We start from the raw sequence: 15,605 nt of genomic DNA on the forward strand, positions 1-15,605 counted from the left end.
TTACCATCTTTATACACTTCGAATTCTGCATCTGATAATACTTTCGTTTTATCTTCCGCATCTACTTTCACGATTTCAAATTGACCCGTTACTTTTTCGGGGATCTTTTTATTCACCACATCTACAGTCACTATTTTATTAGCCTCTACATCAACAGAAACTGAACTAGATGATAATTCATATCCTTTCGGTGCTTCTACTTCTTTTAATATATAGCTTCCAACTGGAAGTTGTTTCGATAAGGCTTCACCTTTATCATCTGTAACAATCGTTTCCACAACTTTCCCATCTTTATCGATAACATCAAATTTTGCACCTGGTAGAAGTTGACCAGATTCACTATCTTTTTTCAATAATTTAAATTGGCCATTCTCTACTTTTTTCGTATTCTTCATAACAAGTTCAATTACGTTTGTATTATCAATTGTTACTTTGACTGGTGTATCAACTTTTATATATCCTTCTGGTGCATTTATTTCTTTTACAAAATAGTCACCAAGTGGTAAATCTTTAACTTCCGCAATACCCTTTTCGTTTGTTGTAACAGTAGCCACAACGTTATTATCTTTGTCTATAACATCAAATTTTGCGTCTTTTAAAACAATATTTTCATCTTTTTCATCAACTTTTTTAATTTGTAGATGTCCTTTTTCAACTGCTGGTTTATTCCACTTTGGCCAGTTAAATTTAAAGTTATGAACCTCAAAACCATCTCTTTGGTGTAATCCTCCAACATAGGCTTGTCCATTAATAGAACCACCTTTTGTTTCTACAACTGCATTAGGTGCAAACACACTACCTACTACACCATAACCTTTAGTTGTTATCTTTGTAGCATTAGGAAATACCCAAATTACCTTACTAGCTAACTCAGTAAAAGATGAATTAGGATCGTATGCTTGAGATGTATTAATTAAATCCGTCGCCATCCCAGTATTTCTTGTATCATACAAAATTGCACCGCCACCAAAACTCACTTCTTCTGCATCTGAATAAATAACAATAAAGTCTTTATTCTCTACATTCGGAAGAAAAACGTCTTTTACATCAAATGTTTTCTTTCCAGTTTGGCCTGAAGAGACATAAATATTAGGGTTATTTAAATCTTCACCGATGCCAAAGCTCATATTAGGTTTTGGCTTATCAGTCTGTAGTTTACTTGCATCCCCGATTACACCATCAACGTCTTTTCTAAATTCTTTAAACTTAGCATCAATCTCCGCTTGCTCTTTATAAGAGATACGGTCATATGATGTTTTCATTGCGCCATCTGGGTCACCGTCTTTTGTCATCGCCACTGTTCCATCTTGAATAATTACTTGTCCTGCTCCCGCTTTCGTAAATTGACCGCCTAGTAATAATGATGGATATCCTTCATCTACCCAAGTTGCTCCAGCTAAGTTATTTGCTCCAGTTGCAGCCGCTACGACTGTATAACTTGATGCGTTCATATTTTTCTGAACAGCCATCGCACCTTCAATATCCGCACTCGTTGCACTATGATCTCCAAAAATGATGGCATTGTAATAAGATACATCACCTAAACCTTTTAATTCTGTTGTAGCTGCCTCTGCTTTAAATGGTAAGTGGATTAAAAAATTCATACATATTAGTAATACAACTATTAAACTACTACTTAACTTTTTAATTTTTTGATTAAATGATTTCCTCAAGAAATTCATTCCCCCTTTTAAACTTCCTAAAACCACAAAAAGAAGTACATATCATATGTACCAAACCTTACTCACATTAACTTAAAATAATCCATTTAAATAAAACAAAGAAACACTACAACTACTTAATAAGATTGCTACAATTCATTTTTGAAATAATACTTGAACTAAACTGTCATGCGGAAATACTTTTACGTATGGGAGCCCAATAAAATTAATCTGAAGAATATTTCATGTGGTGTAACTATTTTGGCAACATCATTCACTTTACATTAGTTTTCTAAAGGATTCAAGTGAATTGTATAGATTTCATACACAATTCATATTTTAAAACGCTTTCACTGTTTTTAATAAGATAAACAAAAAAACGTAGCCAAAAAGCTACGTTTTTCTGTCATCGTTTCGGTGTATTTTTATGATTCTTCAAAAACGGAAGCGGGAATTGCTTACGGAAATGCTCTTTAATCATATACTCTACACCGTTTTCGCTATTTGAACGTGTAATCCAATCTGCTGCTTGCTTTAATTCTACAGGCGAGTTCCCCATTGCTACCCCAAGTCCCACGTTTTCAATAATCTCTAAATCTTCCATACTATCTCCAATCGCAACCATTTCATTTAGCGAAATATTTAAATGCTCTCCAAGCAATTGTAATCCACGTAACTTTGATACATTTTGCGGTAAAATTTCTATTCGTTTTGAATCACATTCAACATACTCTACATCTTGAAATGCTTTTCTTAATGTGTTCAGTCCTCTTTCTTTTTCACCTTTACTTTGGAAAAGAACATCAATTTTTGGCGCTGCTACCGGATGGTCACGAAGCGCGTCACCTAACGAATCTACAAATTGAACTGGATAAAATAACGGATCTGCGCTTGATAATACAGTGCGCGCAATTAAGTTTGGTGTATTTCTCTCACGATTTCCTATTGAAAACCGTTCATGAGAAATACGTACGTTACAATCAAAGTGCTCTAACACTTGCACAATGTTAAAAGTCTTCTCTTCAGATAATCTTCTTTGAACGTACGGCTTATCTAACGTTGCTGAAACGAAAGCACCACCATGTGTCACTAATATAGAATCTAATTTTAACGCCTTTGCTACTTTATGAGCGGATTGAAAATTACGACTCGTAAATAACGTAACGTATACATCTTTTCTTTTCACAAATTCAATTGTTTCTCTTAATCCTTTTGCAATTTTTCCATTGTTGTATAGTAGTGTCCCATCTATATTAAGAGCTAGTAAGCGATAAATCATGTCGCACTCCCCCTCTTCGCTGTTGTACTCTATCCATAATTTATGAAATAAACCCGATAAATAGAACGAGTTAGAATTACTACTGAAAATTTGGTTTACTATATACATATACACTTAGTAAAGGAGATAGTACAATGCAGGCACCTCCTTCCTTTTATGAAGGCGATACGTTAGAAGTCGCAAAAAAATTACTCGGGCAAAAACTTGTTCATATTGTAGACGGAATAAAGCGAAGCGGAATCATTGTAGAAGTAGAAGCATATAAAGGCCCAGATGATAAGGCCGCACATAGTTACGGAGGCAGACGAACAGATCGCACAGAAGTTATGTTTGGTGCACCAGGGCATGCTTACGTATATTTAATTTACGGTATGTATCATTGCTTTAACGTTATTACAGCGCCAGTGGGCACCCCGCAAGGTGTTCTCATTCGAGCTCTTGAGCCGGTAGATGGAATAGAAGAAATAAAACTAGCGCGCTACAATAAGACAGAAATTACAAAAGCGCAGTACAAAAATTTAACGAACGGTCCTGGCAAACTATGCCGTGCACTTGGCATCACTTTAAAAGAACGCGGTGTATCGTTACAAAGTGATACGTTACATATTGAATTAGTTCCAAAAGAAGAACACATATCATTACAATATAAAATAACAGCAGGACCTCGTATTAATATCGACTATGCAGAAGAAGCTGTACATTATCCGTGGCGTTTTTATTATGAGGGACATCCGTTTGTTTCAAAGAAATAAACGATATCGACTTACCGACAAATAAAAGAAGACTGTTCCAAAGTGGAACAGTCTTCTCCTTTTACTCCGCACCTTCCGCAGTTGCAATATTATCCTCTAAGTTTTCTCTTGATAATTCAGCCGCCATAAAATCTGCTGTTTCTGGAAGTGCTAAATGCATATGAGCTTTTTGACAAATTTGGATCGTGCAGTTTTCTACAACATAGTCGAAAACATGTCCGCCTCCGCTTCTTTCATCATCAATGTAATGTAAGTGGAATCCAGCTACCCCAATACCTTGTGCGTAATCTGGTGTCCAAAATCCAGCAAGCGTACCTTCTGTATTTTCAAACGAAAAGATTGGTTGCGATTTCGTCACTTCAACGAGTGGTGTATACGGTTTTTCTTGTCTTGGAACAGTTCTCGTTCTTACTTCACGGAACGTACCGTCCATTCGAATAGCGTAAAATAAGTTTTTACTTGGCATTAATTCATGTAATAACGCTTCAACTTCTTCACGATTCATCGAACGCTCTACCGTATAACTCATTTCTTTTTCAAAAAACGTTACAGTTGCAAATGGCGTTGTTTCTTCTGGCTCTACTTTTTCCGCTGAACCGTCTGAACGTAAATGATAAAATCCATTATCAAATGCAATCATTTCACCGTCTAATTGATCAAATGTGCCGATGCCGAAATCACCATGTTTTTTCAAATCTTCAAAGCTAATTACACCATCATATATACCATCTAATAGCGCAAGCATTGTAGATGTTTGATATACTTCATTACTCGTTTTCGTTTTTTTTGCATCAATATCAATTAATTGCGCAACAGTCATCTCAAATCTGCCTCCATTAGTTTAATTGGTTTGGTAATAATTTTTCGCTTAATTTAATGTTGTCACGATAGTCAATTGGAATATCAATAATGACAGGGCCGTCTGCTGCTAGTGCTTCTTTCAATACCCCTTCTAATTCATCAGGCGTGTTAACACGAAGACCTAACGCCCCGAAACTTTCCGCATATTTAACAAGATCAACATCACCAAACTCTGTAGCTGATGTTCTGCCGTATTTCATCATTTGTTGGAATGCAACCATATCATATGTGCCGTCTCTCCAAACAAGATGGACGATTGGAGAATTTAAACGTACCGCCGTTTCTAACTCCATCGCTGAGAATAAGAAACCACCGTCACCTGATACGGAAACTACTTTTTTACCTGGTTCTACTAAAGTAGCAGCAATTGCCCAAGGAAGTGCAACACCTAACGTCTGCATACCGTTACTAAATAATAATCTACGTGGTTCATAAGAACGGAAACATCTCGCCATCCAAATAGAATGGGAACCGATGTCACATGTAACAGTTGTATCGTCACTAATTAAAGAACGAAGTGTACGAATCACTTGAAGTGGATGCGTAACACCCTCCGAAGCACGGTTCGGAACTTCTGCTTGTTCTGATAATTTCGCGCGTAATCGTTCTAATACCGCTTCTGATTTCGTACTTAATACAAGTTTCGGTAATTTCTCCGCGATGCTATTTACCGTTAAGGCAATATCACCAATTAATTCACGCTCTGGTTGGTAATCATGGTCGATATCTGCTTGATGGTCGTCAAGATGAATAATCGTTCTGTCGCCAAGTTTATTCCAGAATTTTGGATCATACTCGATTGGATCATAACCGATAGAAATAACAAGGTCTGCTTCTTCTAGTAAAATATCACCTGGTTGGTTACGGAATAATCCAACGCGGCCGAAGAAATGATCTTCTAACTCACGTGAAATCGCACCAGCTGCTTGATATGTTTCAACAACAGGAAGTTCTGTATCCGCAATTAATTTACGAACAGCTTTCGTCACTTCATTTGTGCTCGCTCTCATACCAAGTAGAATAACTGGTAATTTCGCTGATTTTATTTTTTCTACTACATATGTAATATCATGTGTGGGAGCGATTCCAAGCTGTGGCTTAGAAAGCGCACCGATAGACTCTACAGTTGTTTCCGCAGTCATAACGTCTTGCGGAAGACTTACTAAAGTAGCTCCCGGATTTGTGGAAGTCGCACTTCGAAATGCATTACTAAGTGCTTCTGGCACATTATCAGGATGCTCTACTTCTACGCTATATTTTGTGATTGGTTCGAATAGTGCAGCATTATCCATAGATTGATGCGTACGTTTTAATCGATCCGTACGCGGTACTGCACCAGCTAAAGCAACAACGGGATCACTCTCCGCATTCGCAGTAACAAGACCTGTCGCTAAATTTGATGTCCCTGGTCCTGAAGTTACAAGACATACGCCCGGTTTCCCTGTTAATCTACCAATAGCAGCTGCCATAAATGCTGCATTTTGTTCATGACGACAAACGATTAACTCTGGTCCTCTTTCTTGCAATACATCAAATACAGAGTCAATCTTTGCTCCTGGAATACCGAAAACATGTGTAACACCTTGTTTAATTAAACAATCAACAACAAGATCTGCTCCTTTTGTTTTTGTCTTCACGTCGTTTGCTTTTACACCTGTACTCAAAACTAATCATCCCTTTATTTCATAATGTGTGTAATAAAGATTTTAATTTCACCTAGTTAATTAAGCTGGTGAAGTATCATTTATCATTATATTACAAATGCATTATTTTTCCAACAATATGAATTCGACATTATTTTGACAAGATTTAAAGAATACGCTTACAACCTTTTGTTTATCTTAAAATAACATTTTTATATCTCTTCTAAAAATGTACAAAAATACTTCCACCTATTCACATTATTAACAAATTTATAGTACCTTGCAAAGAATAATAGTAAGTGATATATTTGTAAATAATGGAATACCCATCATTTGGAATTTTATTCACAATTAGTATATCTCCTTTCAAAAAGTAGATATAGATTGAGTGTGCTGTTTAGAAAAAAGATAGGATTTTCAGCCATAATTCATCATTTTATAAAGGAAAGTGATTGTTATGAACAAAAATGAATTTTTAGAGCAACTTAGTTCTTCCCTACGGAATATGCCTAATTTAGAAAAAGAGGATATTATCTCGGAGTACGAAACTCATTTTATTAGTGGTAAACAAGATGGAATATCTGAAGAGGAAATTTCTAAAAAGCTAGGAAACCCTAAAACTATCGCTAAAGAACTTAATATTTCATATGTAATAAGTAACGCTGACAATAGGCGCAGCCTAAAAAATATTATGACAGCACTGTTTTCTGTTATGAGCTTAAGTATTTTAAACTTTATATGTATCATTATCGCCTTTTTCGTACTACTCTTTTTATTACCGATTCTTCTAGCACTTATCATTGCCACGCCAGTATTAATTATTTCGCCTATTTTATTAATAGGATTAGGATTCTTTAAAGGGTTTCACCAAATCAGTTATTCCGATGTTTACAATGTATTCATAGCTTTTTGCATCGGCTTACTAATATCAGTCATATGTTATCAAATAATAAAACATCTATACGTAGCTTTAGTTAAGTATTTGAAATGGAATGTAGCTATTTTGCAACGACACTAATGCAAAAGGAGATTAAGATGAAAAATTATATTTTATACCCATTCATGTTACTTACAATGTTATTTCTATCAGCTTGTTCAAACAGTGTACAGCCTAAGGAAAAAAATGATGTACAATCTATTAAAGATGTTGCTATTAAAGTTCCAGAAAATATATTTAGTTCCTCAAAGAAAAATGAAACTATTAGTGAAGACGAAATGAAACAAAATATAAAAAATTATATAGATTATAGTTGGGAGTTAGCTGAAAATATAATTCCTCTCGCTTCAACAAATTCTGATAAGAATTTCACTGAATCTGACCGAGAAAAATTACAAAAACTAATAGAGTTAGCGAAGCAAAATGATGCAAACTTCCATAATTTTATTAGTAACAATACAATCCCTGATGATTACAAAAAGCCTTCAAAAGAAATATATGAATTTATTTCATCGTCTACAGCACTTTCAGTAGAACTAGATCAAGAGTTAGACAAACTCGCCCAAGATGGTAACTTATTCAAGGCGAATTTTTCTTTTACGAAACGCCTTGAGAAAATAAATGGGAGGAAACAAAAAGAGATTGAAAAGTTTTTGAACGAAAAAAATATTAAAACTTCAATTAACAGCAATAAAAAAAATTAACCGATGTGTTACATATCCCTTTCAAAATAATCAATAAGAAATGGCTATTTTGAAAGAGAGTTTTTGTGATATAACTATTAAATTCCCTAAACAAAAAAGACGCTCCTAAACTAGGAGCGTCTTCCACTATTACGCTTGTTGTTGCGCGCTATATAATTCTTCAAGTGGCTTCATGATAATTTTGTTAACGTCACCGATTACAACGTTTAGGCGTTGCTCAGTTTCCATTAATTTTGTAATTTTAGCATCTTGTTGAATGCGAGCTACAACTTCTTGTGCTTGTTGGTTGTCTTCTTCAGTGATTTCTTGGCCTTGCATCATTTTTTGTTGTAGGCTAAGTTGCATTGTACGGAACTCATCGAATAAGTTCTTTGAAGCTGTGTCAGCTTGAACTGCTGCGTAGCTCTCTTTTAAAGTTTTGAAGTCATCGTTTTCAGCGATTGCTTTTTGTAATTCATATGCAACATCATGAATGTTCTTTGTCATTTTATTTTTCCTCCTTTAGAAGGCTAGCGCTTTTCATACGCACTGCCTTTTCAGTGCATTTACATACGCACCTCTTCTTACCATATCAAACTATGCAAGAGATGTGAAGAAATTTCACTTTTATTTCTATGTACTCACCTTATTATCTAAGAAACAATAGTAACAATCCTTGTACGAGCCCGATCATTCCGCCTAATAACGCTCCTAAATACGTAATCATTTTTAATTCGTTTTTCGTAATAGACAGAACTAAGTCTTCTAATCTTTCTGTTGAGAATGTAGACACTTCTTGCTGGACAATTTCCGCAAGGTGTAGATTGTTTAGTATACTCTCTACGTTTTCTGTTCCCCACTTTAAGCCTTTCGTTACTGCACTTGGAACCACTTTTTCAATAATTGTTTCTCGAACTGGTTCACATACTTGCTGAACCGATTGATTAAAAAACTTACTCACTGTTTCCTCTACTTTAACTGCTGACAGCACGGAGCTTACAATCATTTCTTTCTCTACAAATGCTTCTAATTCTTTTACATCTCTTCCTTTTAACTTTTCCCACTCCTTTTGCAGTACGTCAGTTAAAAGCTGCTTTGTAGCATCTTGCCCTAAAAACTTAATAACTTCTGGCTGCACACGATCCACTAGACTCACATTTCCTAAAAACATCCCAACTAAGTTAAGTAGCGTTCCACGAGAAGCAAAGAAATCATCAATCATTTTTGAAAGACGCGCTTTCCCTTCTTCACTTTCAAAAAAGCTAATTCCTCGCTCTAAAATAAACGCCGAGGCATTCGGAATCGCATTCTCTATCTTTTCATGTACAGAATGAGGTAAAGCCTGTTCCCATGTATATGTATAATACTCTGCTAAAAATGCATGAATTTTTTCTGTAATCACATGTTCGATTTTTCGAGTTGCTTCTTCTTCTACATGTGCTACATTCCATTTTTCTAACATATATCGCAGTGATTGTTCATTCGTAATTACTTTATCCACTTCCACTTGCGCCCAGTGAATTAAACCTTTTTGAAACTCTTCATTTGTTAGCTTTTTTCCGATTCCTTCTGGTGTTAACAAATGTTCTACAACCATTTTTCCTAATTGAACAGCAAGTTCATCACGCCGCTTCGGAATTAACCCTGGTGTAAATGGAACTTGAAACTTTCCGATATAAATAGGACGATGAGGACGAAATAACATTTTTATCGCTAAATGATTCGTATATCCTCCAATAATTGCTCCGAGTCCTGTCGTCGTTAACATATTTAACCATATATTCATTACAATCAACCTTTCACTACTCCAAAACTATAGCATATCATCATACGGACAAAAGTATAATGGTATAAAAACGTATTTGCAATATATAGCTTCGCCTATTATGCAAATAGTAGTAAAGGAGTGATTTCGTTGGTTCTCGGCCTTTTAACTTCTAAACTTCATTATGAGCAAACGTATTACACCGAAATCGCTAAACGCGCTCGGCTTTATCATAATGTCGTTGCCCAGTTTACGCCATTTTGTATTGATCCTAAAACAGACCTTGTTTCTGGTCTTATTTACGATACAGATACAGGAAAATGGAAAAAGCAAACATTCCCTATTCCTTCTTATATATATGATCGTTATTCTTTTCAAGAGGAAACAGACTTTGAAAAAGTAAAATCAATTATTCACTCTTTGCACAATCGTCCTTCCACTACCTTTTTAAATAACACACTTATTAATTCAAGTGAACTACATGATTTATTTCTCACTAATAAAAAACTGTCTCCTTATATACCAAAATTTGAAATTGCGACGATACAAAACATTTTCAAACTGTTGTTAAAAACTAAAGATATTATTATACGCCCCACTAATATACATTCTAAAGATAACTTATATCGAGTCGCTTACAAAAATAAAACGTTTCAGATCGATACGGTAAATGAAAAATACCATACTTCTATTCCAATCAAACGCACAGACGAATTTATATCTTGGTGTAAATCTAACATACGTTCATCACGTTACATAGCGCACACTATGCTACAACCACCAAATCAATTAACATATCCACTGCACATTCGAACCATTTTGCAAAAAAACAAAGAACAAACTTGGAATGTTATCGGTCAATTTATACAAAAAAGCTCATTTCCTAATCAGCTTTTACCCTCAACAACGGACGATGATTCATTACATTCATTTTCAAAAATTAAATACGTACTATCTAGTACAGGTGTGCAACTATTACACGACGCTTTACACGACATTATAAATGAAGTATTCCAAACACTAGATCAGTCTTATTCTTCGTTATTTGAACTAGAACTTTCCACAATTATGGATCAAAAAGGTGCAATCTGGCTTATGTATGTCAACACGATCCCTCCTTACGAACAATACATTCGTCATAGTGATTCATTAGCTGAAAAGATATTTCACGGACCACTTAAATTCAGTCGCTTTACACCATAATGAAAGGAGGTAAACCTATTTTGAAAGAACATATATATACATTAAACATTTCAGATGAACATCCAAATAGTATTACTTTACCTTACGTTTTTTCTATTACGCCACCTATTACATCCCTCTCCTTCGGCATACGTCATATAGCAAGTGAAGAAGTAAAAATTCATTATTCCTTTACTCGCGAAATTATTATTGGAAAACATATTGCCGATAAACTTTTACTACCTCAATCAACTACTATTCATGCATTCACACAAAACCAAACAATTATTTTCGGACCATTAATCGGCATTTTCACAACTGGCTTTAACGATGATTCTTCTAATCCTTTAGGAAATCGTTCAATTGCTCTCAGTGAGTTGTTAACACCACCATTCTCATTACGACCGTTCGTATTCGTCTTTGGCGTTCAACATATAAACTGGGAAGAAGAAACGATTGAAGGATATTTCTTTCAAGAGAAACAATGGATAAAGAAAAAGGTCCCTTTACCAAACGTCATTTACGATCGATTACCGAATCGACAAGCGGAAAATTATAAACCAATCGTCAGAGCAAAAAGAAAGTTAGAACAAGACTACTCCATTCCATGGTTTAACCCAGGTTTTTTCAACAAATGGGAAGTTCATCAACTTCTTATGAAAGACGAATCAATTAGACCCTTATTACCAAACACAGAAGCATTTCAGCATTTTGAACAAGTAGAACGGTTTCTTGGCACGTATAAATCTGTGTACATGAAACCAATACACGGGAGCTTCGGTAGAAATATTCATCAAATATTTTATTCTCAAACAGAGAATTGCTACTACTGTCGTTATCGCGAAAATGAAGAAAATAAACTAAGAAAGTATCAATCATTAGAAACTCTTCTAAACCACGTATTAAAAGGGCATGATTTAAAAAAGTTTATCGTACAGCAAGGTATTTCGTTACTTCGCTTTGATGGTCAACCTGTTGATTTCCGCATTCATACAAATAAAAATCATTTCGGTAATTGGATAGTTAGTGCAATCGTCGCCAAAATCGCCGGCAAAGGCAGTTTAACAACGCATGTAAATAGCGGCGGTAATACAAAATTGCTACAAGAGCTTTTTCCAGATTCAACGAAGCAAGTTCAAATTGAAAATAAATTAAAACAAACAGCTCTGCAAATAAGTTATGCACTCGACGAGCAAGTAACTGGAAACATCGGTGAGATTGGTTTCGATATCGGTTTAGACACAAAGGAAAATCCGTGGTTATTTGAAGCCAACTCTAAACCTGGGCGAACTGTATTCCAAGATGCCAAATTAAAAGAACAAAGTGAACTGACACGCCAATTATTTTACGAATATGCCGTCTACTTAACTGAACATTCTTTACGTGATACAAAGGAAAAAATGTCTCAAATAAAATCAGGGGCTTCATCAAACACCGAACATATCCCTTCTCCTATGATTCACTCACAAATACAAAAACAAAAACTTCCACCTAGATAATAAGGTGGAAGTTTTCTATTTACACAAGTTTTACTACAACCTCAGTTTCCACGCTACATACTCCGCAATAAAAAATATGATTGCAATATTCATTTGAATTATTATGCGTTAAACCATCTACTGCACTTAATAATTCTTGATCCATATAGGCACTATAATCGTCTATGTAATCTACAGACTTCCCATAATCTTGGAGTATACTTTGGCAATTTTGACAAGAATATGTTTGTGATTCTAATGCGTTGCAAAGCGGGCAAATCCCCATCATGATTCCTCCATACGTTATCGTTTAAAGCCTCTCTTTTTTAGAGTGAAGAGAGCAACCTATCCAGACATAGGAGTGCCCACTCCATCCCTACTTAAAAATAGAACTATAAAGTTGCTACCGATTTCATTTTTATTTCAATAAATCCTATATAAGAAGCTAATAATTAGCCTACAAGTAGCAGGCTACAATGAGAAAATTATATTTAATATCCTCCTTAGTTTGGCCTGTTTTCTTAAAAATACAACGATTACTCTTATTTCATAATTTACGAAATCAATAAGTTTTTTTGACAAAATTTACAAATTATTATTTTGTATATCTTTCTAGGTAACATCCATACTATGAGTACAAACTTAATTACCGATGGATTAGCGCCAATCGGGGCGATAATCTGGTTCAACTCCAGCTAGTCCAACCAAAAAAACTTTTATAACTCTAAGGAGGATATATTCCTATGGCAAACCAAAATTCTTCAAATCAATTAGTAGTACCAGGTGCAACAGCTGCAATCGATCAAATGAAGTACGAAATCGCTCAAGAATTTGGTGTACAATTAGGAGCAGATTCTACGGCTCGCGCTAACGGTTCAGTTGGTGGAGAAATCACAAAACGTCTAGTTGCAATGGCTGAGCAAAGCCTTGGCGGATTCCACAAATAAATATATATGGCAAAAAGGTCTCAAGGCATATGCCTTGAGACCTTCCTTAATTTATTGCAACATTTGTAAAAACTTCTTCGTACGTTCTTCTTTTGGATTTGTAAATACTTCTTCTGGTGTACCTTGTTCGACAACGACACCACCATCCATGAAAATAACACGGTTCGCAATTTGATGTGCAAAACGCATTTCGTGCGTTACAATAACCATTGTCATGCCTTCTTTAGCAAGTTCTTTCATTACTTTCAGAACTTCTTGAACGAGTTCAGGATCAAGCGCTGACGTCGGCTCATCAAATAGTAACACTTCCGGCTCCATCGCAAGCGCGCGCGCAATTCCAACGCGCTGTTGCTGTCCGCCTGATAATTGGAACGGATATAAATCCACTTTATCTGCTAAACCAACTTTTTCAAGGAAATAGTGTGCTTTTTTCTTTGCTTCTTCTTTCCCCATCTTTTTCACTGTAACGAGCCCTTCCATTACATTTTGAAGTGCTGTTAAATGCGGGAATAAATTATGGTGCTGGAATACCATACCTGTTTGCGTACGAAGATTAACAATATCTTTCTTCGTTACTTTTTGAGAGAAGTTAAGCTCTTTATTACCGATACGAATATTACCAGCGTTTGGCGTTTCTAATACATTGAGACAACGTAAGAATGTCGTTTTACCAGATCCAGACGGACCAATAATAACAACAACCTCCCCCTTCTCAACTGTTAAATCTATATGCTTTAGTACGGTATTATCTCCGAAACTTTTTTGTAAGTGCTGAATTGAAATCATAAAAACAAAAACTCCTTTTGTAAAAGGATTATTTTAATGTGTAGCGTTCTGAACGCTTTTCTAACATCTGTTGTACGATTGATAATAAGAAACAAATAACCCAATAAATAAGACCTGCTTCAAAATAAACAATTAAAAACTCGTAGTTCATCGCCGCAATTTCCTGCGCTTTTCGGAACATTTCTGTTACTAAAATTAACGATGCTAACGAAGTATCTTTCACTAAGCTAATAAATGTATTCGAAAGCGGCGGGATTGATACGCGCGTTGCTTGTGGTAAAATAACACGTTTTAATGCTTGTGGATATGTCATCCCAATTGTATAAGCTGCTTCCCACTGCCCTTTCGGAATGGAAAGGATAGAAGCACGAATAATTTCAGATGCATATGCACCGACATTTAATGAAAATCCAACAACTGCTGCTGTATATGGCTCAACTTCAATATTAAGAGTTGGAAGACCATAGAAAATAATAAATAATTGTACAAGAAGTGGCGTTCCGCGAATGATAGATACATAGATACGAGCAATCCATTGTAAAATACGACTACCAGAAATACGTGCGAGCGCTGTTAACGTTGCCAGTATAATCCCGATAATAAATGTAATAAGCGTTAATGGAATTGTTGTAAAAACAGCTTCCTTCAGCATAGGCATGAAGGAAGTCTGCATAATATCTATCCAAGTAGACAATCGATCTGAAACCAATGCACTACTTAGATACATTTTCACCGAACCATTTTTTCGTTATTTTGTCATACGTACCGTCTTTTTTCATATCTTCTAACGCTTTATCTACTTCTTGTACAAGCTTATCGCTACCTTTACGGAATAAGAATCCACTTTCTGAAGCTTCTTTTTCAGTATCTACAATTTTAATTTTCGCATCTTTTTTCGTTTCTAAATAATTTAATACTGATAACTTATCATTAATTGTAAAATCAACGCGTCCTGAAGCTAATAATTCTGCCGCTTGGCTAAATCCTTCTACACCAATAATTTCCGCACCATTTTTCTTAGCGATATCTGCATAGTTACTCGTTAAAGATTGTGCTCCTTTTAATCCTTTTACATCAGCAAATGTAGCAGGCTTATCTTTATCTTTTGCAATAACTAATGCCGCTGAAGATGAAACGTACGGTTTAGAGAAATCATATTTCTTTTGACGGTCTTCACGAATACCAACTTCGTTTGCAACCATATCGAAACGTTTTGCATCAAGGCCAGCAAGTAAGCTATCCCATTGTGTTTCTTTAAATACAGGTTTTACACCTAAACGTTTTGCAACTTCTTCTGATAGTTCAACGTCAAATCCAGTTAATTTATTGCTTGAATCATGGAATGTGAACGGTGCGTATGTACCTTCTGTTCCAATTACAAGTTCACCGCTTTGTTTTATCTTTTGTAACGCGTCTTGACTAGCTGTATCTTTTTTCTCTTCTTTACCGCAGCCGGCTACAATCCCGATCGCTAATGTAGTTACTGCAAGCACTGAAAATAATTTCTTCATGATAGTAATCCTCCAAGTATTCTGATAGGAATTTAAAAACTATATTGATTGTATGCAATCTTGAACAATTTTTCAATGAAAATGTTCTTATTTAGTTTATCCTTTTTCTTCATAATCAAA

At 35.3% G+C, this 15,605-nt stretch carries 16 protein-coding genes; 6 read left to right on the top strand and 10 right to left on the bottom strand.

Annotated elements, in window-relative coordinates; genetic code table 11:
- Nucleotides 1-1,682 (bottom strand): MSCRAMM family protein (locus tag HMPREF2590_RS24265; RefSeq protein ID WP_176748665.1); only part of this gene is annotated, 1,682 nt, incomplete at its 3' end.
- Nucleotides 1,683-2,067: 385 nt separating this feature from the next.
- Complete coding sequence (locus tag HMPREF2590_RS24270; RefSeq protein ID WP_000640418.1) at nt 2,068-2,940, bottom strand: Cof-type HAD-IIB family hydrolase; 873 nt, start codon at nt 2,938-2,940, stop codon at nt 2,068-2,070.
- 134 nt (nt 2,941-3,074) lie between these two features.
- Here HMPREF2590_RS24270 and HMPREF2590_RS24275 point away from each other — a divergent pair, with 134 nt between their 5' ends.
- The gene (locus tag HMPREF2590_RS24275; RefSeq protein WP_001148796.1) at nt 3,075-3,692 is read left to right on the top strand and encodes a DNA-3-methyladenine glycosylase; all 618 of its coding nucleotides are present in this window, start codon (nt 3,075-3,077) and stop codon (nt 3,690-3,692) included.
- Between the two features lie 61 nt (nt 3,693-3,753).
- On the opposite strand, the gene alsD is transcribed toward HMPREF2590_RS24275, so the two are convergent.
- A complete protein-coding gene (gene alsD / locus HMPREF2590_RS24280) occupies nt 3,754-4,512 on the bottom strand; it encodes an alpha-acetolactate decarboxylase (RefSeq protein WP_000215027.1) in 759 nt (252 codons plus the stop codon).
- Nucleotides 4,513-4,528: 16 nt separating this feature from the next.
- Complete coding sequence (gene alsS / locus HMPREF2590_RS24285) at nt 4,529-6,217, bottom strand: acetolactate synthase AlsS (protein WP_000103523.1); 1,689 nt, start codon at nt 6,215-6,217, stop codon at nt 4,529-4,531.
- A 436-nt stretch (nt 6,218-6,653) separates the two neighbouring features.
- On the opposite strand from alsS, the gene HMPREF2590_RS24290 reads away from it, so the two are divergent.
- On the top strand, nt 6,654-7,214 hold the full coding sequence (locus HMPREF2590_RS24290; RefSeq protein WP_030023509.1) for an HAAS signaling domain-containing protein: 561 nt from the start codon (nt 6,654-6,656) through the stop codon (nt 7,212-7,214).
- 17 nt (nt 7,215-7,231) lie between these two features.
- Entirely contained in the window at nt 7,232-7,837 is a 606-nt protein-coding gene (locus HMPREF2590_RS24295) for an NDxxF motif lipoprotein (RefSeq protein ID WP_003311776.1), read from the top strand.
- A 129-nt stretch (nt 7,838-7,966) separates the two neighbouring features.
- On the opposite strand, the gene HMPREF2590_RS24300 is transcribed toward HMPREF2590_RS24295, so the two are convergent.
- Complete coding sequence (locus HMPREF2590_RS24300) at nt 7,967-8,323, bottom strand: YlbF/YmcA family competence regulator (protein WP_000164610.1); 357 nt, start codon at nt 8,321-8,323, stop codon at nt 7,967-7,969.
- A gap of 142 nt (nt 8,324-8,465) precedes the next feature.
- Nucleotides 8,466-9,602, bottom strand: a complete 1,137-nt coding sequence (locus HMPREF2590_RS24305) for a DUF445 domain-containing protein (protein ID WP_061139776.1) — start codon at nt 9,600-9,602, stop codon at nt 8,466-8,468.
- Between the two features lie 129 nt (nt 9,603-9,731).
- On the opposite strand from HMPREF2590_RS24305, the gene HMPREF2590_RS24310 reads away from it, so the two are divergent.
- Both HMPREF2590_RS24310 and HMPREF2590_RS24315 read left to right on the top strand, forming a co-directional pair.
- Nucleotides 9,732-10,784 (top strand): YheC/YheD family endospore coat-associated protein, encoded by a 1,053-nt coding sequence (locus HMPREF2590_RS24310; RefSeq protein ID WP_000242813.1) that lies wholly within the window; start codon nt 9,732-9,734, stop codon nt 10,782-10,784.
- Between the two features lie 20 nt (nt 10,785-10,804).
- Nucleotides 10,805-12,262, top strand: a complete 1,458-nt coding sequence (locus HMPREF2590_RS24315) for a YheC/YheD family endospore coat-associated protein (RefSeq protein WP_000658091.1) — start codon at nt 10,805-10,807, stop codon at nt 12,260-12,262.
- Nucleotides 12,263-12,281: 19 nt separating this feature from the next.
- Here the strand turns inward: HMPREF2590_RS24315 and HMPREF2590_RS24320 are convergent, their stop codons facing one another.
- Nucleotides 12,282-12,527 (bottom strand): hypothetical protein, encoded by a 246-nt coding sequence (locus HMPREF2590_RS24320; RefSeq protein WP_000510475.1) that lies wholly within the window; start codon nt 12,525-12,527, stop codon nt 12,282-12,284.
- A gap of 457 nt (nt 12,528-12,984) precedes the next feature.
- Between HMPREF2590_RS24320 and sasP the strand changes: the two genes are divergently transcribed.
- Entirely contained in the window at nt 12,985-13,188 is a 204-nt protein-coding gene (gene sasP / locus HMPREF2590_RS24325) for a small acid-soluble spore protein, SasP family (protein WP_000013338.1), read from the top strand.
- Nucleotides 13,189-13,239: 51 nt separating this feature from the next.
- On the opposite strand, the gene HMPREF2590_RS24330 is transcribed toward sasP, so the two are convergent.
- The 3 genes from HMPREF2590_RS24330 to HMPREF2590_RS24340 are packed head-to-tail and all read right to left on the bottom strand — an operon-like array spanning nt 13,240 to nt 15,485.
- Complete coding sequence (locus HMPREF2590_RS24330) at nt 13,240-13,974, bottom strand: amino acid ABC transporter ATP-binding protein (protein ID WP_000623608.1); 735 nt, start codon at nt 13,972-13,974, stop codon at nt 13,240-13,242.
- 28 nt (nt 13,975-14,002) lie between these two features.
- Nucleotides 14,003-14,701 (bottom strand): amino acid ABC transporter permease, encoded by a 699-nt coding sequence (locus tag HMPREF2590_RS24335; RefSeq protein ID WP_000281499.1) that lies wholly within the window; start codon nt 14,699-14,701, stop codon nt 14,003-14,005.
- Nucleotides 14,688-15,485, bottom strand: a complete 798-nt coding sequence (locus tag HMPREF2590_RS24340; protein WP_003311772.1) for an amino acid ABC transporter substrate-binding protein — start codon at nt 15,483-15,485, stop codon at nt 14,688-14,690. The genes HMPREF2590_RS24335 and HMPREF2590_RS24340 overlap by 14 nt, the downstream gene beginning before the upstream one ends.
- Nucleotides 15,486-15,605: the final 120 nt, after the last annotated feature.

The sequence above is a fragment of the Bacillus sp. HMSC036E02 genome, from assembly GCF_001836235.1.
Lineage (GTDB): Bacteria > Bacillota > Bacilli > Bacillales > Bacillaceae_G > Bacillus_A > Bacillus_A cereus.